The organism is Microbacterium meiriae, assembly GCF_025143875.1.
GTDB lineage: Bacteria > Actinomycetota > Actinomycetes > Actinomycetales > Microbacteriaceae > Microbacterium > Microbacterium meiriae.
This window is the reverse complement of the sequence record NZ_JAMBDU010000002.1, coordinates 1-23023: the sequence shown is the minus strand read 5'-3', so window position 1 is coordinate 23023 and position 23023 is coordinate 1. Positions and strand designations below refer to the sequence as shown.

General features: G+C 69.9%; 23 protein-coding genes and 1 tRNA gene. 15 read left to right on the top strand and 9 right to left on the bottom strand.

All coding sequences use genetic code 11. From position 1 onward, the window contains the following. Positions 1-3 precede the first annotated feature (3 nt). Positions 4-591: a histidine phosphatase family protein gene (locus tag M4D53_RS01455; RefSeq protein ID WP_060922608.1), complete on the bottom strand. Its 588-nt coding sequence runs from the start codon at positions 589-591 to the stop codon at positions 4-6. Then, positions 588-1427 (bottom strand): Sir2 family NAD-dependent protein deacetylase, encoded by an 840-nt coding sequence (locus M4D53_RS01450; RefSeq protein WP_259951540.1) that lies wholly within the window; start codon positions 1425-1427, stop codon positions 588-590. The genes M4D53_RS01455 and M4D53_RS01450 overlap by 4 nt, the downstream gene beginning before the upstream one ends. Before the next feature lie 65 nt (positions 1428-1492). Between M4D53_RS01450 and M4D53_RS01445 the strand changes: the two genes are divergently transcribed. After that, positions 1493-2299, top strand: coding sequence for a TrmH family RNA methyltransferase (locus M4D53_RS01445; RefSeq protein WP_259951538.1), 807 nt, complete (start codon positions 1493-1495; stop codon positions 2297-2299). Positions 2300-2308: 9 nt separating this feature from the next. Here M4D53_RS01445 and M4D53_RS01440 read toward each other — a convergent pair whose 3' ends face one another. Continuing rightward, the gene (locus tag M4D53_RS01440; protein WP_259951537.1) at positions 2309-3136 is read right to left on the bottom strand and encodes an SGNH/GDSL hydrolase family protein; all 828 of its coding nucleotides are present in this window, start codon (positions 3134-3136) and stop codon (positions 2309-2311) included. A 146-nt stretch (positions 3137-3282) separates the two neighbouring features. On the opposite strand from M4D53_RS01440, the gene M4D53_RS01435 reads away from it, so the two are divergent. Together M4D53_RS01435 and M4D53_RS01430 are read left to right on the top strand one after the other, a co-directional pair. Then, positions 3283-5025, top strand: coding sequence for a DEAD/DEAH box helicase (locus tag M4D53_RS01435; protein ID WP_259951536.1), 1743 nt, complete (start codon positions 3283-3285; stop codon positions 5023-5025). 130 nt (positions 5026-5155) lie between these two features. Next, the gene (locus M4D53_RS01430) at positions 5156-6253 is read left to right on the top strand and encodes a VIT1/CCC1 transporter family protein (RefSeq protein WP_187664055.1); all 1098 of its coding nucleotides are present in this window, start codon (positions 5156-5158) and stop codon (positions 6251-6253) included. A gap of 102 nt (positions 6254-6355) precedes the next feature. Here the strand turns inward: M4D53_RS01430 and M4D53_RS01425 are convergent. Further along, positions 6356-6438: transfer RNA gene (locus M4D53_RS01425), tRNA-Leu, on the bottom strand. Between the two features lie 113 nt (positions 6439-6551). Between M4D53_RS01425 and M4D53_RS01420 the strand changes: the two genes are divergently transcribed. Both M4D53_RS01420 and M4D53_RS01415 read left to right on the top strand, forming a co-directional pair. Further along, positions 6552-7847, top strand: coding sequence for a M20/M25/M40 family metallo-hydrolase (locus tag M4D53_RS01420; RefSeq protein WP_259951535.1), 1296 nt, complete (start codon positions 6552-6554; stop codon positions 7845-7847). 47 nt (positions 7848-7894) lie between these two features. After that, on the top strand, positions 7895-8725 hold the full coding sequence (locus M4D53_RS01415; RefSeq protein ID WP_259951534.1) for an undecaprenyl-diphosphate phosphatase: 831 nt from the start codon (positions 7895-7897) through the stop codon (positions 8723-8725). A 12-nt stretch (positions 8726-8737) separates the two neighbouring features. On the opposite strand, the gene M4D53_RS01410 is transcribed toward M4D53_RS01415, so the two are convergent. After that, complete coding sequence (locus M4D53_RS01410; RefSeq protein WP_060922601.1) at positions 8738-9586, bottom strand: PAC2 family protein; 849 nt, start codon at positions 9584-9586, stop codon at positions 8738-8740. 88 nt (positions 9587-9674) lie between these two features. Between M4D53_RS01410 and M4D53_RS01405 the strand changes: the two genes are divergently transcribed. From M4D53_RS01405 to lnt, 9 genes are read left to right on the top strand one after another with little or no spacing between them, the layout of a single operon-like run. Next, a complete protein-coding gene (locus M4D53_RS01405; RefSeq protein ID WP_259951533.1) occupies positions 9675-10358 on the top strand; it encodes an HAD family hydrolase in 684 nt (227 codons plus the stop codon). After that, the gene (locus M4D53_RS01400) at positions 10355-11374 is read left to right on the top strand and encodes a tRNA (adenine-N1)-methyltransferase (RefSeq protein ID WP_259951532.1); all 1020 of its coding nucleotides are present in this window, start codon (positions 10355-10357) and stop codon (positions 11372-11374) included. The genes M4D53_RS01405 and M4D53_RS01400 overlap by 4 nt, the downstream gene beginning before the upstream one ends. A 10-nt stretch (positions 11375-11384) precedes the next feature. After that, on the top strand, positions 11385-12317 hold the full coding sequence (locus M4D53_RS01395; protein ID WP_259951531.1) for an FKBP-type peptidyl-prolyl cis-trans isomerase: 933 nt from the start codon (positions 11385-11387) through the stop codon (positions 12315-12317). Next, on the top strand, positions 12317-13309 hold the full coding sequence (locus tag M4D53_RS01390; protein ID WP_187661461.1) for a helix-turn-helix transcriptional regulator: 993 nt from the start codon (positions 12317-12319) through the stop codon (positions 13307-13309). The genes M4D53_RS01395 and M4D53_RS01390 overlap by 1 nt, the downstream gene beginning before the upstream one ends. Continuing rightward, on the top strand, positions 13306-14289 hold the full coding sequence (locus M4D53_RS01385) for a helix-turn-helix transcriptional regulator (protein WP_259951530.1): 984 nt from the start codon (positions 13306-13308) through the stop codon (positions 14287-14289). Before M4D53_RS01390 ends, M4D53_RS01385 begins: the two co-directional genes overlap by 4 nt. A 45-nt stretch (positions 14290-14334) precedes the next feature. Then, entirely contained in the window at positions 14335-14571 is a 237-nt protein-coding gene (gene tatA, locus M4D53_RS01380; protein WP_101845779.1) for a Sec-independent protein translocase subunit TatA, read from the top strand. 56 nt (positions 14572-14627) lie between these two features. Next, positions 14628-15386: a twin-arginine translocase subunit TatC gene (tatC, locus tag M4D53_RS01375; protein WP_259951710.1), complete on the top strand. Its 759-nt coding sequence runs from the start codon at positions 14628-14630 to the stop codon at positions 15384-15386. Further along, on the top strand, positions 15383-17857 hold the full coding sequence (locus M4D53_RS01370) for a DEAD/DEAH box helicase (protein ID WP_187661463.1): 2475 nt from the start codon (positions 15383-15385) through the stop codon (positions 17855-17857). The genes tatC and M4D53_RS01370 overlap by 4 nt, the downstream gene beginning before the upstream one ends. 11 nt (positions 17858-17868) lie before the next feature. Next, positions 17869-19392, top strand: coding sequence for an apolipoprotein N-acyltransferase (gene lnt, locus M4D53_RS01365; RefSeq protein WP_259951528.1), 1524 nt, complete (start codon positions 17869-17871; stop codon positions 19390-19392). Here lnt and M4D53_RS01360 read toward each other — a convergent pair. From M4D53_RS01360 to M4D53_RS01345, 4 genes are all read right to left on the bottom strand, one after another. Beyond that, entirely contained in the window at positions 19389-19772 is a 384-nt protein-coding gene (locus M4D53_RS01360; RefSeq protein WP_025103442.1) for an RNA polymerase-binding protein RbpA, read from the bottom strand. The two genes, lnt and M4D53_RS01360, sit on opposite strands and share 4 nt — an antisense overlap. A gap of 116 nt (positions 19773-19888) precedes the next feature. Next, the gene (locus tag M4D53_RS01355; protein WP_259951527.1) at positions 19889-20665 is read right to left on the bottom strand and encodes a glycerophosphodiester phosphodiesterase family protein; all 777 of its coding nucleotides are present in this window, start codon (positions 20663-20665) and stop codon (positions 19889-19891) included. Continuing rightward, positions 20662-21591, bottom strand: coding sequence for an SPFH domain-containing protein (locus M4D53_RS01350; protein WP_025103444.1), 930 nt, complete (start codon positions 21589-21591; stop codon positions 20662-20664). The genes M4D53_RS01355 and M4D53_RS01350 overlap by 4 nt, the downstream gene beginning before the upstream one ends. Before the next feature lie 8 nt (positions 21592-21599). Beyond that, complete coding sequence (locus M4D53_RS01345) at positions 21600-22073, bottom strand: NfeD family protein (RefSeq protein WP_025103445.1); 474 nt, start codon at positions 22071-22073, stop codon at positions 21600-21602. 122 nt (positions 22074-22195) lie between these two features. Here M4D53_RS01345 and M4D53_RS01340 point away from each other — a divergent pair, with 122 nt between their 5' ends. Further along, positions 22196-22960, top strand: a complete 765-nt coding sequence (locus tag M4D53_RS01340) for an SDR family oxidoreductase (protein ID WP_259951525.1) — start codon at positions 22196-22198, stop codon at positions 22958-22960. Positions 22961-23023: the final 63 nt, after the last annotated feature.

Here is a 23023-nt window from a genome sequence, read left to right as displayed (position 1 = left end):
CCGTCAGAGGACGGGCGTCTCCTCCAGCAGGCGGAGGTAGCCGGGTGCGGCGACGAACCGGTGCGCAGAGCCGTTGCGCAGCACCTCACCGTCGCGGGGGAGCGTGCCGCCGGAGACGTGGTCGATGACGGCGCGGATCACGCCCCCGTGGGTCACGACGAGCACGGACTCGGCCTGCGGCGCCGACCTCCGTCGCGCGTCCCGTGCGATCCGGTGCAGCGCGGCGATGGCACGGACGCCGACTTCGTGCAGCGATTCCGCCCCGGGCACCTCCGCGTGCCAGTCGCCGTAGGTCGAGATGTAGTCGGGAACGAGCATGCCCTCGCCGTCGCCGAACTCCCGTTCCCGGATGTCGGGGACCACGCCCGCGATCTCCAGCCCCAGGCGCTCCGCGATGATGCCGGCGGTCTCGCTCGCTCGCACGAGCGGGCTCGTGTAGACGGCATGGTGCGTCGTGCCGGCGAGCTTCTCCGCCGCCCACCGTGCGTCCTCGCGCCCCGTCTCGTTCAGCGGGATGTCGGTCGACCCCTGGATGCGGCGGGCGAGGTTCCAGTCGGTCTGACCGTGGCGGATGAGAGTGAGATAGGTCACGAGAGCATCTCCTGGAGGGCGGGGAGCACGTCGCTGGTGCCGGCGGCGATGGTGACATCGGCCCAGGCGTCCGCGCGGGTCGGCTCGCGATTGACGATGATCAGAGGGATGCCACGCCGACGCGCACGGTTCACGAGGCGCACGCCGGAGTTCACGACGAGAGAGGAGCCGGCCACGATGAGCGCATCGCTGGAGCGCAGCAACGACTCCGCGGCACGGAAGCGGTCCTGCGGCACGTACTCTCCGAAGAACACCACGTCGGGCTTGAGCATGCCCTCGCACACGGTGCAGCGCGGGATCACGAAGCCCTCGGTGCTCTCCGGGAGCACGTCGCCGTCCGGGGCCAGCGCCACGTTCTCCGGAACCGTGATCCAGGGATTGCGCTCCTCGATCTGCACGGCGATGTCGCGACGGTCGAACACCTGGCCGCAGTGCAGGCAGAGCACGCGGCGCATGGTCCCGTGCACCTCGATGACGTGCGAGCTGCCCGCGCGTAGGTGCAGGCCGTCGACGTTCTGCGTGATGACGCCCGAGACCACGCCTCTGGACTCCATCTCCGCGAGGGCTCGGTGGCCGGGATTCGGGGCGGCCTGGGCGAAGGCGCGCCACCCGAGGTGCCCGCCGACCCAGTAGCGACGCCGCGCCGCCTCGTCGCCGAGGTAGGTCTGGATCGTCATGGGATCGCTACGGGTGCGCGCCCCCTCGCCGCGGTAGGCGGGGATGCCAGAGTCGGTCGAGATGCCGGCGCCGGTGAGGAGGGCGATCCGCTTGCCGCGCAGCAGGTCGGCGGCGTGGGAGAGCTCGGCCGACGGCTCGGCGGTGTTCGTCACGCTCACAGGACCTCCTCGCTCGAGTCTACGGGGCGTGGGGTGGGCGAGAACCGGGATGGCAGAGTGGAGCGGTGGACCTCGAGCATGTGACCGACATCGACGACCCGCGGCTGGACGACTACCGCGGCCTCACCGACACCGCCCTCCGCGCCGTCCGCGAGCCCGCGGAGGGACTCTACATCGCCGAGACCGCCAAGGTGATCGAGCGTGCGCTGGCCGCCGGGCACGAACCCCGATCGGTGCTGGTCTCGGCCCGGCGCGTCGACGAGGTACGGCGCATCCTGGGGGACCGCGCCGTCCCGGCGCTCGTGGTCCCGGACGAGGTCGCGGAACAAGTCACCGGCTATCAGGTGCACCGAGGGGCCCTCGCCGCGATGCACCGCCCGGCTCTGGCGCCGGTCGCGGACGTGGTGCGCGACGCACGGCTGGTGCTGGTCCTGGAGGACCTCGGCGATCACACCAACGTCGGTGCGGCCTTCCGTGCCGCCGCCGGGTTGGGGGCCGATGCGGTGCTGGTGTCGCCGCGCTGCGCCGACCCGCTGTACCGCCGGAGCGTGCGGGTGAGCATGGGCACGGTCTTCCAGGTGCCCTGGACCCGGATCGACGACTGGGATGCGGCCGTGGGCGCCCTCCGTGACGAGGGTTTCGACATCGCCGCCCTCGCTCTCAGCGACGCGGCGGTGGATCTCCGGGTCTACGCAGCGCAGCGGCCGGAGAAGGTGGCGCTGCTCCTCGGCGCCGAAGGAGACGGACTCACGCCGACTGCTCTCGACAGCGCGGACACCGTGGTCACGATCCCGATGGCCGGCGGCGTGGATTCGCTCAACGTGGCCTCGGCGGCCGCCGTGGCACTGTGGGCCCTCGCTCCCGCGGAGTGAGGGCGCGTGTCACTCCTTGCCGGGGAAGATGACCGGAGAGGGCTCTGGGCGCTTCGCCGCGATGTGATCCCCCGACGACTGGTGCCGCAGACGGCGGAGCACCCAGGGCACGAGGTGCTCCCGCGCCCAGCCGAGGTCTTCGCCGCGGGCGGCACGCCAGGTACGCAGCGGCAGCGGTTCCGGCTGCATGGCCTCGAGGTCGTTCGGCACGTTGAGGGCGCGGAGCACCATCCGCGCGACCTCGTGGTGGCCGAGGGCGTTGTAGTGCAGGCGGTCATCGTCGAAGAAGCGTGCGTCCTGCACGACCTTCAGCGCCCACTGGTCCGCGACGATGCAGTCGTGCCGCTCCGCGATCGCGCGGATGTTCTCGTTGTAGATCGCGACCTTGCCGCGGAACGGACGGAACACCGGCGTGAATCCGGTGTCGATGCCCGTGAAGAGGATCACCGCTGCACCGGTGGAGGACAGCCGTGCCACCGCGTCTTCGAGCTGCGCGGCGATGGCGTCCGGGTCGGTGCCGGGGCGGATGACGTCGTTGCCGCCGGCGCAGATCGAGATGAGGTCGGGGCGGAGCGCGACGGCGGGTTCGATCTGATCGGCGACGATCTGCGCGATGAGCTTCCCTCGGACGGCGAGGTTGGCGTAGGCGAAGTCGTCCACCTGCTGGGCGAGCACCTCCGCGACGCGGTCGGCCCAGCCGCGGTGTCCACCCGGGGCCGCCGGGTCCGGGTCGCCGATGCCCTCCGTGAACGAGTCGCCGATCGCGACGAACCGTCGCCACGGGTGCGGGGTCTCGTTCGCGACGTACGGGGTCCTGGTCGATTCCTGATCGCTCATCCGACTCTCCTTCGCCAACGCGTGCGCGCACGGTGGTGACCGCCGCGCAGTGACCGAGCCTACCCGTGCCGCCGCTCCCGAGGGAGGACGCGCGCGGCGCCCCGGCGGATGCCCCGGTGTCGGTGGGAGCGATTATCGTGGAGTCGATGCTCTCTCCGTCCTTCCCTCAGCGCGCCCCGTGGGGAACGGCGAACAAGCTGCGGGCATGGCAGCAGGAGGCTCTGGATGCGTACTTCCAGGCCGACCAGCGCGACTTCCTCGTGGCCGCCACACCGGGCGCCGGCAAGACCACCTTCGCGCTCACCCTCGCGGTCGAGCTGATGCGCATGGGGGAGGTGAACCGGGTCATCGTCGTGGCTCCGACGGAGCACCTCAAGACCCAGTGGGCCGACGCCGCCGCCCGCGTGCACATCCGGCTCGACCCGCGCTTCCGCAACAGCGACTGGGCACCGGCGCGGCACTATCACGGCGTCGTGGTCACGTACGCGCAGGTCGCGGCGAAGTCCTCGGTGCACCGCCACCTCACGGAGGACGCGAAGACCCTGGTCATCCTCGATGAGGTGCACCACGGCGGCGACGCGCTGAGCTGGGGTGACGCGATCCGCGACGCCTACGGGCCGGCGAAGCGTCGGCTGCTGCTGTCCGGGACCCCGTTCCGGAGCGACACGGCGCCGATCCCCTTCGTGGAGTACCTCCCTGATGAGTCCGGGGCACGGGTCTCCAGCACCGACTACGCCTATGGCTACGGGCGTGCCCTCGCGGACGGCGTCGTCCGCCCCGTGCTCTTCCACATGTACGCGGGGAAGATGCGGTGGCGGACGAGTGCCGGCGACGAGCTCGAGACCCATCTGGGACAGGACAACACGAAGGACGTCACGTCGCAGGCCTGGCGCACGGCGCTGGATCCCGAGGGCGACTGGATGCCGGCGGTGCTCTCGGCGGCCGACCGCCGTCTGACCGAGATCAGACACCACATCCCGGATGCCGGCGGACTCGTGCTGGCGACGGATCAGACCGTCGCCAGGGCCTACGCCAAGATCCTGCACAGCATCACGCGCGAGCAGCCGACGATCGTGCTGTCCGACGACGCCACCGCCTCCGAGCGGATCGAGAAGTTCTCCGAAGGCACCGCCCGGTGGATGGTCGCGGTGCGCATGGTGTCGGAGGGCGTCGACGTGCCGCGGCTCGCGGTGGGCGTCTACGCGACCTCCTCGTCCACTCCGCTGTTCTTCGCCCAGGCCATCGGCCGCTTCGTCCGCGCCCGTCGTCGAGGTGAGGCGGCGAGCGTCTTCCTTCCGCACGTCCCCGTGCTGATGAAGCTCGCGAACGAGATGGAGAAGCAGCGCGACCACGCGCTGGATCGGCAGTCCAAGGATGACGACGGTCTCGAGGATTCACTCCTGGAGAGCGCGAACCGAGAGGACGAGGCCTCCGACGCGCTGACCCAGGAGTTCAGCTACCAGGCGATCTCCTCCGTCGCCCACTTCGATCGCATGGTGTTCGACGGCAAGGAGTTCGGCCAGCTCGCGGAGCCGAACACGCCGGAGGAGGAGGAGTTCATCGGCTTCCCGGGTCTCCTCGAACCCGAGCACGTCCACGAGCTCCTCATGCAGCGGCAGGCGCGGCAGTCCCGGCACCGCGAAGTGCGGGAGGCCCAGGCAGAGCCGGCGCAGACGACGACGCTCCCTGCGCCGCTGCATCGCACCCTGCGCGAACAGCGCCAGCTCCTGAACAGCCTGGTGGGCCTCTACGCGCGGCAGTCGGGCCAGCCGCACGGTGCTGTGCATGCCGAACTCCGTCGCATCTGCGGCGGACCGGCGGTGGCGCAGGCGACCGTGACGCAGCTGCAGTCCCGCATCGAGGTGCTGCGCAAACGCGTCCGCTCCTGAGCGAGGTCCGGTCGCTGCTTCGGATCCCCGAAATGCTGGCAATCCGTGCCAGGACGCGGCCTGTGCGACCCCGCGCGGATAGCGTGGAACGGTTGCCCGGACGCCGGGCACGGTTACACCTGGAGGTTCCATGACAGCCCCTGCCGCAGCCGATTCCACGGCCGCCGATCGACGGCGCTGGGCTCGCTATCTCGTCGAGGAACGGGCGGAGGGCGCCGTGTACCAGCGCCTCGCGTCCCGCCGGTCGGGGGAGGAACGGGCGATCCTGCTCGGGCTCGCCGAGGCCGAGCGCCGGCATGAGAAGCACTGGCTCGATCTGCTGGGCGGAGAACCGACCCGCCTGCCGCGGGCGGGGGTCCGCTCGCGCCTCCTGGGGTGGATGGCCGGACGCTTCGGCTCGATCTTCGTCCTCGCCCTCGCCCAGAGCGCCGAGGCCCGCTCTCCGTACGACGCCGAGCGCTGGGCCACCCCTGCCATGCGGGCAGACGAGAAGGTTCACCACGAGGTCGTTCGCGGCCTCGCCGCACGCGGGCGTCGGCGCCTCTCCGGTTCCTTCCGCGCTGCCGTCTTCGGCGCGAACGACGGCCTGGTCAGCAACCTCGCGCTCGTGCTCGGCATCGGCGCCACCGGCGTGAGCTCGGGCTTCGTCCTGTTCAGCGGCATCGCCGGGCTCCTCGCCGGTGCGCTGTCCATGGGTGCGGGGGAGTTCGTGTCGGTGCGGTCGCAGCGGGAACTCCTCACCGCGACCGAGGCGAACGAGGATGCGGCGGCGGCCGCCGCCGACCTCGACATCGACGAGAACGAGCTCGCGCTCGTGTACCGCGCCCGCGGCATGGACCAGGGCGAGTCGCTGGCCAGGGCCCGCCGCATCGTCCAGGCGGCGCAGGAGGGTGTCCGACGGGCGGCCACGGGGCCCGTGAGCGTCCAGGGTGCGGACGCCCACGAGGTCGTCGGCAGCGACTGGACGGCCGCGATCTCCAGCTTCCTCCTCTTCGCCTCCGGCGCGATCATCCCCGTCCTGCCGTGGATCTTCGGCATGGAGGGCACTGCGGCGATCGTCCTCGCGCTCGTGCTGGTCGGCATCGCTCTGCTCAGCACGGGAGCGATGGTCGGCGTGCTCTCCGGTGGCCCGCCCCTCCGCCGCGCCCTTCGGCAGCTCGCCATCGGGTTCGGCGCGGCGGCGGTGACCTACGCGCTGGGCCTGCTCTTCGGCGTCGGCGCGGTGTGACGGCGCTGTGGTCCCGCCGCGTGCGGGACCACAGCGCCCCACCGCGACGCACGGGAAACGACGAAGGCCCCGGATCCGTGGATCCGGGGCCTTCGCTCTCTGTGCGCGGAGGGGGACTTGAACCCCCACGCCCTATCGGGCACTAGCACCTCAAGCTAGCGCGTCTACCATTCCGCCACCCGCGCAGGTGTTGGATTTGATCGTTGCCGACCGAAGAATGAGATTAGCACGTTCTCGGAGGCGTCTCGAACCGAGCGTGACGCCCGGGCGTGGCACGCGGTTTCGATAGCCTGAGTCCATGACCGAATCCTCCCTGCCGGAGGTCGCCCGCGTCGCGAGCGACCTCATCCGCTTCGACACCTCCAACTACGGCGGCGGCAACGCGAAGGGGGAGCGGGAAGCCGCCGAGTACGTCGGCGCGTACCTGGAGGAGCTGGGACTCGAGGTCGAGTACCACGAGCCCATCCCGCGGCGCACGAACGTCATGGCACGTGTCCCGGGGCGCGATCGCACCAAGCCGGCTCTCGTCGTGCACGGCCACCTGGACGTCGTGCCCGCGGTCGCCGAGGACTGGACGGTGGATCCGTTCGCCGGCACGGTGCAGGACGGCATGCTGTGGGGCCGCGGCGCGGTCGACATGAAGAACATGGACGCGATGATCCTCACCGCCGTGGCGGACATCCTGCGCGCGGGGGAGCAGCCGGAGCGTGACCTCATCCTGGCCTTCTTCGCCGATGAGGAGAACGGCGGCGTGGAGGGCTCCGCGCTCGTCGTGAAGGATCGTCCGGAGTGGTTCGCCGGCGCGACGGCGGCCATCAGCGAGGTCGGCGGCTACTCGATCTCCGTGGACGACCGCCGGGCGTACCTGCTGCAGGTGGGGGAGAAGGCCCTGATCTGGATCCGCCTCGTCGCCACCGGCCGAGCGGGACACGGCAGTCGCCTGCACGACGACAACGCCGTCACGAAGCTCGCCGAGGCGGTGGCCGCCATCGGCCGCACGCGGTGGCCGGTCCGGCTCACGCCGACGACGGAGGCGCTGCTCGAGGGCCTGAGTGCGTTGAGCGGCCGGAGCGCCGATGACCCCGACGCCCTCGCCGCCGCGGCCGGTCCGGCAGAAGCCTTCCTGCGGTCGACGTTCCGCACGACGACCAACCCGACGGCCCTCACCGCCGGCTACAAGCACAACGTCATCCCGGAGCGCGCCGAGGCGCTGATCGACGTCCGGGTGATCCCCGGGACCGAGGACGACGTGCTCGCCGAGCTCCAGCGCATCGTCGGCGACGACATCCGGATCGAGACCGTGGTGCGCGACATCGGCATGGAGACGCCGTTCGCGGGGGAGCTCGTCGACGCGATGGTGGCAGCCCTGGGTCGGCACGACCCCGGCGTACCGGTCATCCCGTACCTCCTGGGAGCCGGGACCGACAACAAGGCGCTGGCCACTCTCGGCATCACCGGTTACGGCTTCGCCCCGCTGCGTCTGCCGGCCGATCTCGACTTCACCGGGATGTTCCACGGAGTCGACGAGCGGGTGCCCGTAGACTCACTTGTCTTCGGTCAGCGGGTGCTGGCCGATCTGCTGCGCACGTACTGAGCGGCGTCCACGCGCTCCGTGCCGTCCCGAAAGACGAAGGCCTCTCCATGCACCTGCTCGAAGCACTGATCCTGGGAATCGTCCAGGGTCTCACCGAGTTCCTGCCGATCTCCTCCAGCGCCCACCTGCGCGTCGTCGGGACGTTCCTGCCCTCCGGGGAGGACCCGGGCGCGGCCTTCACCGCCATCACGCAGATCGGCACGGAGGCCGCCGTCGTGGTGTTCTTCTGGCGGGACATCGTCCGCATCATCTCCCAGTGGTTCCGGTCGCTCGCCGGGAAGGTGCCGCGGAACGACTCGGACGCGCGCATGGGCTGGCTCATCATCATCGGCAGCATCCCGATCGTGCTGCTCGGGCTGCTCTTCCAGGATCAGATCGAGACCGTCTTCCGGTCACTCTGGATCGTGGCGATCATGCTCATCGTGTTCGGCATCCTCCTGGGCATCGCCGATCACGTCGGGGCCAAGCGCCGGAAGCTCGACGACCTGACCTACCCGCACGGCATCGCCTTCGGGCTCGCCCAGGCACTCGCCCTCATCCCCGGCGTCTCGCGGTCCGGCGGCACGATCACCATGGGTCTCTTTCTCGGCTACGAGCGCGCCGCCGCCGCCCGGTACGCCTTCCTGCTCGCCATCCCTGCCGTGTTCGGCAGCGGCTTCTACCAGCTGTTCAAGAGCTGGGGCGAGCCGTCCTTCTTCTCGCTCGGCGACACGGTGGCCGCCACGGGCGTCGCCTTCGTCGTCGCACTGGGTGTGATCGCGTTCTTCATGAACTGGATCTCGAAGCGCAGCTTCCTGCCGTTCGTGATCTACCGGATCCTGCTCGGCGGCGTGCTGCTCGTGCTGCTCGCGATGGGCGTCATCCCCGCCTCGGCCTGAGGCGCGCGCCGTTCAGCGCTTGCGGTCGCCGCGGCCGTCGTCGCGGCGCCGCAGATAGCGCTCGAAGGCCTGGGCGATCGCGTCTCCCGAGGCGTCGGGGGAGTCCCACGTGTCGCGCGTGCGCTCCAGCTGCCGGATGTACTCCGCCATGTCCTCGTCCTCGGACGCGGCGGCATCGATCGACGCCTCCCAGGCCGCGGCTTCCGTACGGAGGTGCCGGCGGTCCACGTCCACACCGGTCAGCTCCTCGAGCCGGTCGAGGAGCGCGAGGGTGACCTTCGGCGACGGGGCGGCCGAGGCGACGTAGTGCGGGACGCTCGCCCAGAGGCTCACGGAGGGGATCCCCGCGTTCTCGGCGAAGTGCTCGAGCACGGTGAGGATGCCGACGGGTCCCTCGTACACCGACCGCTCCAGGGCGTGTGCCTCGCGGACCTGCTCGTTCTGGCTCGACGCGAAGATCGAGATCGGGCGGGTGTGCGGGACGTCGGAGAGCATGGCGCCGAGGGTCACGAAGCCGGTGATGTCGTCGCGCAGGGCGACGTCGATGAACTCGGACGCGAACGCCTGCCAGGTGCGCGCGGGCTCGGCACCGGTGAGCAGCCAGAACTCGGGGCCGGGGCCCGGATCACGCGGGCGCCACAGCCCGGCCTCGGGCCACGTCATCTGACGGCGTCCCTCGGCATCGAGTCGGGTCGCCGGGCGGGTGTACTGGTAGTCGAAGTAGAGCTCCGGATCGACCGAGTGCACGAGGTCGTAGCCGCCCGCCGCCTGCAGCGCGCCGACGGCTCCGGTCGCGGCCTCACCGGCGTCGTTCCAGCCGTCGAAGGCGGCGATGATGATGCGTGAACCGAGAACGTCCATGCCGTGCTCCCTTCGAGGTCGAGGATTCGATCCCCCCAGGCTAGCCCGCGTCGAGGGGATGTGGGCGGGCCCGGCTAGCATGGGTTCAGTGAGCAACAAGCCCCGCGCGGTCCTCTGGGACATGGATGGAACACTGGTCGACACCGAGCCGTATTGGATGGCGGCCGAGACCGCGCTGGTGGAGTCGTTCGGCGGCAGGTGGTCCCATGAGGACGCCCTGCAGCTCGTGGGCAGCGGCCTCATCGACAGCGCGATCATCCTCCAGGGCGCGGGGGTCGACATGGCCCCGGAGGCGATCGTCTCCCATCTGACGAGTGCCGTGCAGGAGTCGCTGCGGGCCCAGGGCGTGCCCTTCCGGCCCGGCGCCCAGGAGCTTCTCCGCGACCTCCGTGCCGCCGGCATCCCGACCGGGCTGGTGACGATGTCGCTGCGCCGGATGGCTCTCGACGTGGTCGGGCTGATCGAGTTCGAGGCCTTCGACATCGTCGTCGCCGGAGACGACGTCGACAACCCCAAGCCGCACCCGGAGCCGTACCTCCAGGCCGCCGCGCTCCTCGACGTCGACATCGCCGAGGTCGTGGTCATCGAGGATTCCCCGACCGGTCTCCGCGCGGGCCTCGCCTCCGGCGCTCTGACGCTCGGCGTGCCCCACATCGTCCCGCTCGACGGCCTCGGTGCCCATGAGCTGTGGCCGACCCTCGACGGCCGTGGTGCCGCCGACCTCGTGGAGCTCTTCGGCTCCCGCGCCGCGATCACGGAGGCCACCCGATGACGACCACATCCGCCCCGCGCCCCAGCGGCCCCTTCCGTGAGGGCGACCGCGTGCAGCTCACCGGCCCGAAGGGTCGCCTGCACACCGTGACGCTCCGCGAAGACGGCGAGCTGCACACGCACCACGGGGTCCTCCGGCACCGAGACCTCATCGGGCTCCCCGATGGCTCGGTCGTGGCGAACAGCTCCGGGCACGAGTACCTGGCGCTGCGGCCGCTGCTGCGGGACTTCGCGATGTCGATGCCCCGCGGTGCCGCGATCGTCTACCCGAAGGACGCGGCGCAGATCGTCATGCAGGCCGACATCTTCCCCGGCGCCACCGTGGTCGAGGCCGGAGTCGGTTCGGGCGCCCTGTCGCTGTCGCTGCTGCGAGCCGTCGGCTCTGCCGGACGCCTGCTCTCCTTCGAACGCCGCGAGGATTTCGCCGAGGTCGCCCAGGCGAACGTCGAGACCTTCTTCGGGGAGCGCCCCGACTCCTGGCGGGTCGTCGTCGGAGACCTCGTCGCCGCGCTGCCCGAGGAAGTCGAGCCCGGCACCGTCGACCGGGTCGTCCTCGACATGCTCGCGCCGTGGGAGTGCATCGAGGCGGTCGCGGACGCGCTGACCCCCGGCGGTGTCGTGCTCTGCTACATCGCCACTGCCACACAGCTCTCCCGCGTTGCCGAGTTCATCCGGGGCACCGGCCTCTTCACCGACCCGGAGGCATCCGAGACGATGGTGCGCGGCTGGCACGTGGAGGGGCTCGCCGTCCGGCCGGACCACCGCATGGTCGCGCACACCGGCTTCCTGCTCACGGCTCGCCGGCTCGCTCCCGGCGCCGTGGCTCCGTCGGTGAAGCGTCGCGCCTCGAAGAGCAGCTACGGCGACGAGGACGTCGAACTGTGGACGCCGGGCGCGGTGGGTGATCGCGAGATCACGGACAAGAACCTCCGCAAACGTGCCAGGGAGGCCGGGAAGGCGGCCGAAGGCGCGCGGTTGGCCGCGGCATCGCGCGAATCCGAGCACACGACGGAATAGACTGGAGCGCGTGCGTAAAACGTCCGCCGTTCTGGCCTCTCTCAGCCTCGCCGCCCTCGCCCTGACCGGGTGCAGCGTGACCGCATCGTCCGCTGACGCCTCGTGCGATCGCGACGGGCACGCCAACGGCATCGACAGTGCCGTCACCGTCACCGGCGACGTCGGGTCCGAGCCGGAGGTCGAGATCTTCGCGCCCGTCCGCCTGACGGAGACGTCCTACGCCGACGTCGTGACGGGGGACGGTCGTGCGCTCGTCGACGACGCCCAGCCGCTCATCGCCCAGATCTCCATCTACAACGGTGCGACCGGCGAGCAGATCTTCCAGACGACGTACGACGAGGAGAGCACCCGCGCGTCGACGATCGGCTCCTGGGCCACACAGTCTCCCGGGCTCGCCGACGCCATGGAGTGCGCGACCGGCGGCACCCGCATCGTGGCGGGTCTGACCCCGGAAGACTTCGGCGAGGCGAACCTCAGCGGCTTCGGCATGGGCCAGGACGACATCGCGGTGTTCGTCATCGACGTCGTCGACGCCTTCCTCCCGAAGGCAGAGGGCACCCTGCAGTTCAACGACGCGAAGGGGATGCCGACCGTCGTGCGCGCCGATGACGGCACCCCGGGCATCATCATCCCCGACAGCGCCGCCCCGGACGAGCAGGTCGTCCAGACGCTGATCCGTGGAGACGGCGAGAAGCTGACCGCGGACCAGACGCCGCTCGTCCACTTCACCGCGGTGAGCTGGGACGACAAGTCCGTCCTGCAGAGCACCTGGGGACAGTCCGCCACCGACGGCATCCGACAGATCGCGGCGCCGGTGGCTGACGCGCTCGTCGGGCAGCCCGTCGGCTCCCAGGTCCTCGTCGTGCTCCCCAAGACCGAGACCTCCTCCGCGATGGCCGTCGTGGTCGACATCCTCGGCGTGTCCCCGGTCTCCGCACCCTGATGGCTGCCCGGATCCCTGCCGAAGAGCGCCTGACGAACCTCGTCGTGGCGCTGATGGCGACGGAGATCGGGCTCACCAAGCAGCAGATCCTCGACAACGTCTCCGGCTATCGCCAGCGCGCGGATGCCGGGACACGCTCGGATGCCCTGGAGAAGATGTTCGAACGGGACAAGGACGAGCTCCGTGCGCTCGGCGTCCCGATCGAGACGATCGGCGACGCCGCGGACCCGAACGACCTCCGCGAGGCCAGGTACCGCATCCCGCAGGCGGAATACGACCTGCCAGGAGACATCGAGTTCTCCCCTGCGGAGCTGGCTGTCCTGCGCCTCGCGGGAAGTGTCTGGAGCGCGGAGTCCGTCTCGGGAGACGCGCAGTCCGGAGTGCGGAAGATCCGCGCCCTCGGCATCGACGGCGACGAGCCGATCATCGGCTTCGCGCCGCGCATCACCGCACGCGATGCCGCCTTCGGCCCGCTCCAGGACGCGATCGAACGCCGCAGAGTGGTCACCTTCGACTATCTGAAGCCGGGAGAGGACGCCCCTCGTCGGCGTCGTATCCGCCCGCTCGCACTGGTGGACTACGAGGCGCGCTGGCACGTGTACGGCGTCGACGTCGACATCGAAGAGGACCGGACGTTCCTGCTGAGCCGCATCGTCGGCGAGGTCGTGGTCAGTGCCACGACGTTCGACCCCGCGCTGCGCGAGGGCGCGGGGGAGCGGGCGCTGAGCGGTCTCGAGCGCGTCGCCGCGGAGAACTCGGCGTTGCTGGAGGTCACACCCGGAACCGAAGCCGCACTGCGCCTGGGCCGACGGGCGACCCCCGCCGCCCAGGGCATCCACGTGCCCTTCGTCGATCTGCACATCCTGGCCGATGAGCTCGCCTCTTATGGACCCGAGGTCCGAGTCGTGGAGCCGGCATCGCTCAGGGACGCGGTGATCAGCCGCCTGCGCGCCGTGGTCGAGGCCCACACGGATACGGAGGTGCCCGCATGAGCGCCGCACCCAAGCCCCTCCTCGCCGCAGAGCGCGTGCGTCTCTACCTCACGCTCGTCCCGTACCTGCTCGAGCACGGGCAGGTCTCCCTCGCCGAGGCCGCCGAGGAGTTCGGCGTGACCCCGCGGGAGATGCGGGCGATGGTCGAGAAGCTGACCGTCATCGGCCTTCCCGGCGAGGCGGGCTACTGGCAGCAGCCGCAGGAGATGTTCGACATCAACTGGGATCTCCTCGATCTCGAGGACGTCATCGAGATCACGAACGACGTGGCCCTGCGTCGCGTCCCGCGCTTCACGGCGCGTGAGGCCGCGGCCCTGCTCGCCGGCCTGCAGATGGTCGCCGCCGTGCCGGCCGTATCCGACTCCGGTCTCGTCGCCGGCCTCATCTCGAAGCTCTCGCGGGGAGCCGCCGATGCGCCGGCTGATGTCGTCGTCGCCCCGACCGCGGTGGACGAGGTGCGTGAGGTCGTCGCCCGCGGCCTGCAGAACGGGGTGGCCGTCTCGTTCACCTACCAGGCCCCTGACGCCGAGCCCACCACGCGCACCGTGGATCCGGTGCAGATCCTCATCACGAACGGACAGTGGTACCTGCAGGGCTGGTGCCATATGCGCGAGGCGATGCGCACGTTCCACCTCGACCGCGTCAGCGCACCCACCCTCACCGACATCCCCAGCACGCACGGCGGCGACCGGGTGCCGGAGGCGTTCGCGGGGCTGGAGGAGGAGCGGGAGGTCACCGTCCGTGTCCCGGAGCGCCTTGCTCCGCTGCTCAGCGGTTTCGTGCCCGCCGAGACGCTCCGCACGGGTGATGGGATGGTGACGACGCACCTCCACCTCGCGGACCCTCGCAGCATCAAGCGGCTCGCGGCCCGTTTCGGCGGCGCGATGGAGGTCACGGATCCGGGCATCGCACGGGCTGCCACACGGGAGTGGGCCGCCGCCGGACTCGCGCTCTACCACCGGCCTGATGCCGAGGATTGATCTGTAGACTGGGGCGGAAAGCCCCCCTACGACGGGATTGTCGATATGTTCGCTGGAATGCAAGGCTGGCACCTGCTCATCGTGCTGGCCGTTATCCTCCTTCTCTTCGGCGCTGCCAAGCTGCCGGCTCTCGCGAAGAGCATGGGCCAGTCGGCCCGCGTCTTCAAGGGGGAGATGAAGGCCATGAAGGAAGAGGACGCGAGTCGTGCCGAGTCGGCACCCGCGGAGCCCACGACGGTGAAGGACTCGGGCACCGACCCTGAGACCCCGCCTCGCGCCTGACGGCCGTGGCAGCCATCGAACCGGCCGTGACGCCGACGGCGGAGCGAGATCGGCGGATGTCGCTGGGAGCCCATCTCGTCGAACTGCGGAAGCGCCTCATGTACGCGGCGATCGCTCTCGTCGTCGGCATGGTGGTGGCGTTCCTCATCGCGGATCCGGTGATCCACTTCATCACCGGTCCGATCCGCATCATCTCGGAACAGCGCGGTGATGACTTCAGCGCCTTGAACTTCGGGACAGTGACGTCCGCGTTCGACATGCGCATGCGCATCGCCCTCACGATCGGCCTGTTCCTCTCCGCACCCGTCTGGCTGTGGCAGATCTGGGCTTTCATCATGCCCGGTCTCACCCGCAAGGAGATCCGCTACACGGTCGGCTTCGTCGTCGCCGCGGTGCCCCTGTTCTTCGCGGGGTGCTATCTCGGGGTGCAGATCATGCCGCACGTCATCGAGCTCATGTGGAGCTTCACCCCGGAGGGCGGCACCAACTTCTACTCCGCACAGGAGTACTACGACTTCGTGTTCAAGCTGATGATCGTCATCGGCATCTCGTTCGTCCTCCCCGTCTTCCTCGTCGCGCTCAACCTCGCAGGGGTGATGTCGGGCCGAGCGATCCTGAAGGGGTGGCGGGTGGCCATCCTCATCGCGACGATCTTCGCCGCACTGGCCACGCCCGCGGCGGACGTCGTGAGCATGCTGATGCTGGCCGGCATCCTCATCGTCCTCTTCTTCGCAGCGGCAGGGCTCTCCCTCCTCTTCGACCGGCGCAAGCGCAAGCAGGACACCGCCGCCGGACTCATCCCGGACGCCCCATGAGTTCGCCGTCCGAGCGATACGCGCAGGCGCAGGAGAGCGCGGCGCACCCGGAGACCGCAGCATTCGCCTCGCGCCAGCGCTTCCAGCTCGACCCGTTCCAGCTCGCCGGATGCCACGCGCTGGAGAACGGACGCAGCGTTCTCGTGGCAGCCCCCACGGGTGCCGGGAAGACGATCGTGGGGGAGTTCGCCATCCACCTGGCGATGCAGACCGCGACGGACAAAGCCTTCTACACCACGCCGATGAAGGCGCTCTCGAATCAGAAGTTCCGTGAACTCGTCGACGTCTACGGCGCGGACGACGTCGGTCTGCTGACGGGCGACACGAACATCAACGGCAACGCCCGCATCGTGGTCATGACGACCGAGGTGCTGCGGAACATGATCTATGCCGACTCCGCGGCGCTGCGCGACCTGCGCTACGTCGTGATGGACGAGGTCCACTATCTGGCCGACCGCTTCCGTGGTGCCGTGTGGGAAGAGGTCATCATCCACCTCCCGCCCCGCGTGCGGCTGGTCTCGCTGAGCGCGACCGTGTCGAACGCCGAGGAGTTCGGCGACTGGCTCGACACCGTGCGCGGAGACACCGAGGTCATCGTCTCCGAGATCCGTCCGGTGCCGCTGGAGCAGCACGTGCTCGTACGCGACGACCTGCTGCCGCTCTTCGACGACCGGGCGGGCATCGCCACGGCCCAGGTGAACCAGGAGCTCATGCGCATCCGTTCGTTCACGGGTTCCACCTACGAGAGCAACCGCCAGGCGCAGTCGTATCGCAGCAATCGCCACGCCGGGCGCCAGGCCGCCCGACCGCCACGGGGCGGCCGCCGCCCCGTGCGCGCCGCGAACGCGCACCGGATCGAGCGCATGGACCGCCCTGACGTGGTCGAGCTGCTGGAACGGTCGAATCTCCTTCCCGCCATCTTCTTCATCTTCAGCCGCGTGGGCTGCGATGCCGCGGTGCAGCAGGTGCGGCGCTCCGGCCTGCGCCTGACCTCGTCGGAGGAGCGCGCGGAGATCCGGGCCCTCGTCGAGGAACGCACCCGCACGTTGCAGGACGAGGATCTCGGGGTGCTCGGCTACTGGGAGTGGCTGGACAACCTCGAACGGGGCGTGGCCGCCCACCATGCCGGCCTCCTCCCTGCCTTCAAGGAGGTCGTCGAAGAGCTGTTCCGGCGCAAACTGCTCAAAGTCGTCTTCGCGACCGAGACGCTGGCCCTCGGCATCAACATGCCGGCGCGCACGGTCGTGCTGGAGAAGATGGAGAAGTTCAACGGAGAGGCGCGCGTCGCGATCACATCCGGCGAATACACGCAGCTCACGGGCCGCGCCGGGCGCCGCGGCATCGATGTCGAGGGGCACGCGGTCGTGCAGTGGACCGAGGGCATGGACCCGCAGGCCGTCGCCGCCCTCGCATCGCGGCGGACCTACCCGCTCAACTCCAGCTTCCGGCCGACGTACAACATGGCCGTCAACCTGATCGATCTGTTCGGGCAGGCCAGGGCGCGGCAGATCCTGGAGTCGTCGTTCGCCCAGTTCCAGGCCGACCGCGCCGTGGTCGGCCTGGCCCGACAGGTGCGGGAGGCCGAGGAGTCGCTGGCCGGCTACCAGTCGGCGATGGCGTGCGAGCACGGCGACTTCCCGGAGTACGCCGCCATCCGCCGCGAGCTGAGCGATCTCGAGAAGAAGAATCGACAGGACACCCAGGCTCCCCGTGCCGCCCGGGACAAGCGGATGAAGCGCATCCAGACGCTCCGCACGCGGATGCAGCGCCACCCGTGCCATCGGTGCCCCGACCGCGAGAAGCACGCTCGCTGGGCCGAGCGCTACTGGAAGCTCAAGCGACAGACAGACCGTACGCGGCGTCAGATCGAGACCAGGACGGGAACGGTGGCTCGCGTCTTCGACCGTGTCGTCGAGGTGCTGGAGACGCTGGACTATGTGCGTCGCGACGAGGACGGGATGCACCTGACCGACGCCGGCCGCACGATGCGGCGGATCTACGGTGAGCGCGATCTACTCGTGGCCGAGTCGCTGCGTCAGGGGCTCTGGAAGGGACTGGACGCCCCGTCACTCGCGGCGATGGCGTGCTCCCTCGTGTACGAGCCGCGTCGGGACGAAGCCAACGCGGGGGAGCGGGGCCTCCCGCGGGGTGCCTTCCGAGCGGCATACGAGAAGACGACCGCGTTGTGGGCCGAGCTCGACGACCTGGAGCAGGACCACCAGCTGCCGGGAAGCGAGCCGCTGGCCGCGGGACTCGCGGGAGCGATGCACGCGTGGGCGCGGGGCGGCATGCTCGATCGCGTGCTCATCGACGCGGACATGGCGGCCGGTGATTTCGTGCGATGGGCGAAGCAGACCATCGACCTCCTCGATCAGCTGTCCATCGTCGCGGAGGACGCCGCACTCGCACGCACCGCCCGGGCAGCCCTCGACGGTGTGCGCCGTGGCATCGTCGCCTACTCCTCGATGTGAGATCCGCCCGCATGATCGAAGCTCCCGTTCGCCGACGCGCCCTCCTGCCCCTGTGGGCCGCCGTACCCGTCGCCGCCCTGGCTGCGCTGCTCATGGACCTCGCGTTTCCCGAAGCGGCGATCTGGATCCTGGCTTTCCCCGCCACGGGGCTGCTGCTGCTCGCGCTGATCGGTCGACGGGCCGGTGGCGCACTGCTCGTGGGACTGGTCTACGGCATCGTGTTCTTCGCCCTGCTCGTGTCCTGGACGTCTCGATATCTGGGGCCGCTGCCCTGGGCTGCCCTGAGCGTGGTCGAGGGCGCGCTCACGGCCGTGGCGCTGATCCCGCTGACCCTTGCCTACCGGTGGCTGCCCCGGGCCTGGCCGGGCACCGCGGGTCGCCTGCTGACCCTCCCGGCGGTCGTTGCGGCGCTGTGGGTAGGGAGGGAGCTGTTCCTCGGCTGGTGGCCATACGGCGGCTTCCCCTGGGCTCGTCTCGGGATGAGCCAGGCGGAGAGCCCGCTCGCGGCGCTCTCTTCCTGGGTGGGCGTCAGCGGACTGAGCTTCCTCATGGTCTTCCTCGTCGCCATGGTGATCGAGATCGTCCGCACGGGGCTGTGGCGGCGGCCGGTCACCCTCCTCGCGCCGGTCGCACTGGTCCTGATCCTCTTCCTCACCCCGCTCTTCCCGACCACGCCGTCCGGATCGATGCGCATCGCCGCGGTGCAGGGGAACGGGCCGACCGGCTACTTCGACCAGCGCGAACCCTTCGCCGTCGTCCAGGCGCAGACGGAGGCGACCGAGCCCCTCTACGGCGAGGACGTCGATCTTCTCGTCTGGCCGGAGGGCGGGCTGGACACGGATCCGTTCGCGAACTCCGCGATCGCGCGGCGGATGACCCTCGTGGCGAACCGCATCGATGCGCCGCTGCTCGCCAATGCCGCCACCGGTCGGGGCAACCTCTACTACAACACGTCGATGCTGTGGCTGCCGGACGCCACGGCGCCTCAGAAGCACGACAAGCGCCACCCCGTGCCCTTCGGCGAGTATGTGCCGGATCGGGCCTTCTTCAACGCCCTCGTCCCCGACCTCATCGGGCTGATCCAGCGCGAGTACACCCCGGGGACCAACCCGCCGATCGTCGAGGTCGACGACGTCCGCGTCGGTCTCGCGATCTGCTTCGACGTGATCTACGACGACGTCATCACCGAGGGCCTGTACGGCGGCGCCGAAGTACTGGTCTTCCAGACGAACAACGCCGACTTCCGCGGCACGGACGAGAACCTGCAGCAGCTCGCCTTCGCTCGGATGCGCGCCATCGAGACGGGCCGGAGCGTCGTCAACATCTCCACGGTCGGCACGAGCCAGGTCATCCTCCCGGACGGTCGCACGGTCACCAGCCTGGACGCGGATGAGGCCGGAGCGATGCTCGAAGATGTCGAACTCCGCTCCGGCCTCACGGCGGGAATCGTCCTGGGCCCCTGGCTGCAGCAGGTGCTGCTCTGGGGCGGTCTGGGTGCGCTCGGTCTCGGGTGGTGGCGCGCCCGTCGGCGCTAGGCGCCGATCTTCTCTCGGGTGGGGTCCTCGCCGGCACCGCGCCGGGCTCGGATGTAGGCGAGGCGCTCTTCGAGAAGCTCCTCCAGCTCCGCACGGGTACGACGCTCCATGAGCATGTCCCAGTGGGTGCGGGCGGCCTTCTCGTCGGTGACCTCGAGGGTGACGGCCTCGCCGTCGACCTTCAGGCGGGCTTCCGCTCCGCAGGAACGGCACTCCCAGGTCTGAGGCGGTTCGGCATCGGCTGCGAACATGAGCGTGGTGTCGTGTCCGCAGGTGTCACAGGTGTAGGTGGTCTCACGGCGCTCCATGAAAACGACGCCCTCTTCGCTCTGTAGGCTCTGGGCGCCGAGTCGGATGCCGCGCAGGCTGCGATCTGCCATTGTGTGGTCCTCTCGTCGCTGTCAGGTATAACGTTCGAGCCTGTGCGCTTCATCCACGTGGGGGCGTTCTGCCCGGTATTCACAGCGGAATCCCAGCGCCGGAGGATAAAGGGCGCTCAGACCGTCCGCAGCGTGGCGACGGCGAGGTCGGCGCGGTCGGTCACGACGCCGTCCACACCGGCGTCGACGAGGCGGCGCATGTCCTCCGCCTCGTTCACCGTCCACACGTGGACCTCGGTACCGAGGCGGTGGGCGGCGCGGAGGAGGGCCGGCGTCAGCACTGTGAGCGCCCCGTGGCGCTCCGGGATCTGCACGGCATCGATCTCCCGCAGCAGCCGGCCGGGGGAGAGGCGCATCGCGGACAGCGTCCGGAGCGCCGCGATCGTCCGGCTCCCGCCCGAGGTGGCGGGCCGGAGCCCGGTGCCGGTCTGTCGCACGGCCTCCACCGTCGCGCGCCGGTTGGCGTCCGAGAAGCTGGTGACCAGGACACGGTGCGTGTGCGCGGCCAGGACGGGCCCCAGGGGAGCCGCAGCGGTCGGCGTCTTCACGTCGATGTTGAAGCGCGTCTCCGGAAACGCGGAGAGCGCCTCGGCCACGGTGAGCAGACCGCCGTGCTCCGCGAAGAGCGCGCTCAGCTCCCTTGTCCGGACCTCGTGGACAGCGCGCGGATCGTCCACCAGACGCCGGAGGTCGTGATCGTGGAAGAGCACGACGTCGCCGTCTGCGGTGACCTGGCAGTCCGTCTCGATGTACTCGGCCCCGGCGGCATGAGCAGCGGCGAAGGCGGCCGCCGTGTTCTCCCAGACCCCGGACTCCCGCCCTTCGGCGGTCACGAGACCGCGATGGGCCAGGATCCGGGGCTGCTCGGCCTTGACGAAGTACGGGTGGGTCACGCGCCAGCGGGGGGAGTGGTCGAACCCGGCCCGGTCTTCGGGGTGAAGGCGGTGCCGATGCCCTTGAGCGCCTCGGTCAGCTCGCTCGGGATGATCCACAGCTTGCTGGACGGGCTCTCGCTGATCTTCGGGAGCATCTGCAGGTATTGGTAGGCGAGGAGCTTGTCGTCCGGAGCGCCCTGGTGGATCGCGGTGAAGACGCTCTGGATCGCCTCCGCCTCACCCTGGGCGCGAAGGACCGCTGCCTGCTTGTCGCCCTCGGCCCGGAGGATCTCCGCCTGACGAAGGCCCTCCGCCTCGAGGATCGCGGACTGCTTCGTCCCCTCGGCGGTCAGGATCGCCGCACGGCGGTCCCGCTCCGCGCGCATCTGCTTCTCCATCGAGTCCTGGATCGAGACGGGCGGGTCGATCGCCTTGAGCTCGACACGGCCCACGCGGATGCCCCACTTGCCGGTCGCCTCGTCGAGGACCACGCGGAGCTGGCCGTTGATGTTGTCGCGGCTCGTGAGCGCCTCTTCGAGGTTCAGACCGCCGACGACGTTGCGGAGCGTCGTGGTGGTGAGCTGCTCCACGGCGCCGAGGTAGTTCGCGATCTCATAGGTGGCGGCACGGGCGTCGGTCACCTGGAAGTAGACGACCGTGTCGATGGAGACGACGAGGTTGTCCTCGGTGATCACGGGCTGCGGCGGGAAGGAGACCACCTGCTCGCGCATGTCGATCAGCGGCCGCAGACGGTCGATGAAGGGCACGAGGATGTTGAGGCCGGGGGAGAGGGTCTTGTGATACCGGCCGAGTCGTTCCACCACGCCGGCGGTCGCCTGCGGGATGATGCGGATCGCCCGCGCGATCGTGACGATCACGAAGATGATGACCGCGATCACCAGGATCCAGATGATCACGGTCGGGATGATCGATGCGTCGTCCACGCGTGCTCCTAGTCGTTGAGGGGTCGGACGATGGCGGTCGCGCCGTTGATCGCGCTGACGGCGACAGGCGCCCCCGCGGGGATCGCCATCGGGGTGGTGGTTCGGGCGGTCCAGGTGTCGCCGTTCGCGAGCTTCGCCTGGCCGGAGATCTGCGTGATCTCGCTGAGCGCGATGCCGCGGAGGTCGACGAGCGCCTCGACGTTCGAGCGGGTGGGGTCGGCACCGCGGTGCAGTCGGCGCAAGAGGGGCGGCCGCAGGAAGAGGATGAAGAGGGCGGACGCCAAGGCGGCGATCAAGATCTGGATCCAGACCGGGAGCCCGACGAAGTCGGTGACGAGACCGATCACGCTGCCGAAGCTCAGCATCAGGAAGGTGAAGTCGAGGGAGAGCATCTCGATGACGAGGAAGACGGCGATGAGGACGAGCCACCCGATCCATGCCCAGTGGTCGATGAACGTGACGAACGTCGAGAAGTTGTCCATGCGGCCTCCTTTGCCGTCAACGTACCACGCGTGGCGACGCCCGACCGGCCGCCACCGCGCCCCCTTGGTAATCTGTGAGGGCCGTGCGCTCACGGCGTTCCACGCACCATGAGGAGTCACCCGTGACCGACGTTCTTCCCGCAGGATCCCTCGACGGCAAGGTGGCCCTCGTCACCGGCTCATCGCGGGGGATCGGCGCCGACACCGTGCGGTACCTCGCCGAGGCCGGCGCCGACGTCGTCATCAACTACCGGAACAAGGCGCCGCGCGCGGAGAAGCTCGCAGCGCAGCTGCGCGAGCTGGGCCGCCGGGCGCTCGTCGTCGGCGCGGACCTCACCGACCCGGCGTCGATCGCCGAGATGTTCGACGCCGTCCGCGCCGAGTACGGGCGTCTCGACGTCCTCGTCCTCAACGCCTCGGGTGGCATGGAGTCGGGGATGGCCGAGGACTACGCCCTGACGCTCAACCGGGACGCGCAACTCAACGTCCTCAACGCCGCGACCCCGTTGCTGTCGGACGGCGCACGCGTCGTGTTCGTCACCAGCCACCAGGCGCACTTCATCCGCACGACGCCGACGATGCCGGAGTACGAGCCCGTCGCTCTGTCCAAGCGGGCCGGCGAGGACGCGCTGCGGGAACTGATCCCCGGCCTCGCAGAGAAGGGGATCGGCTTCACGGTCGTCTCCGGCGACATGATCGAGGGCACGATCACCGCGACGCTGCTCGAGCGCGCGAACCCCGGGGCGATCGCCGAGCGCCGCGAATCCGCCGGCCGTCTCTACAACGTGTCCGAGTTCGCCGCCGAGGTCGCCAAGGCGGTCATCGACCCCGTTCCCGCGGACAACACCCGCCTCGTCGGCGACGTGAGCGCCTTCGCCGCGGAATAGTCGTCCGACGCCACGACGCCGTCGACGATCCAGCTCACGCCGATGAAGATCACGACGACCAGC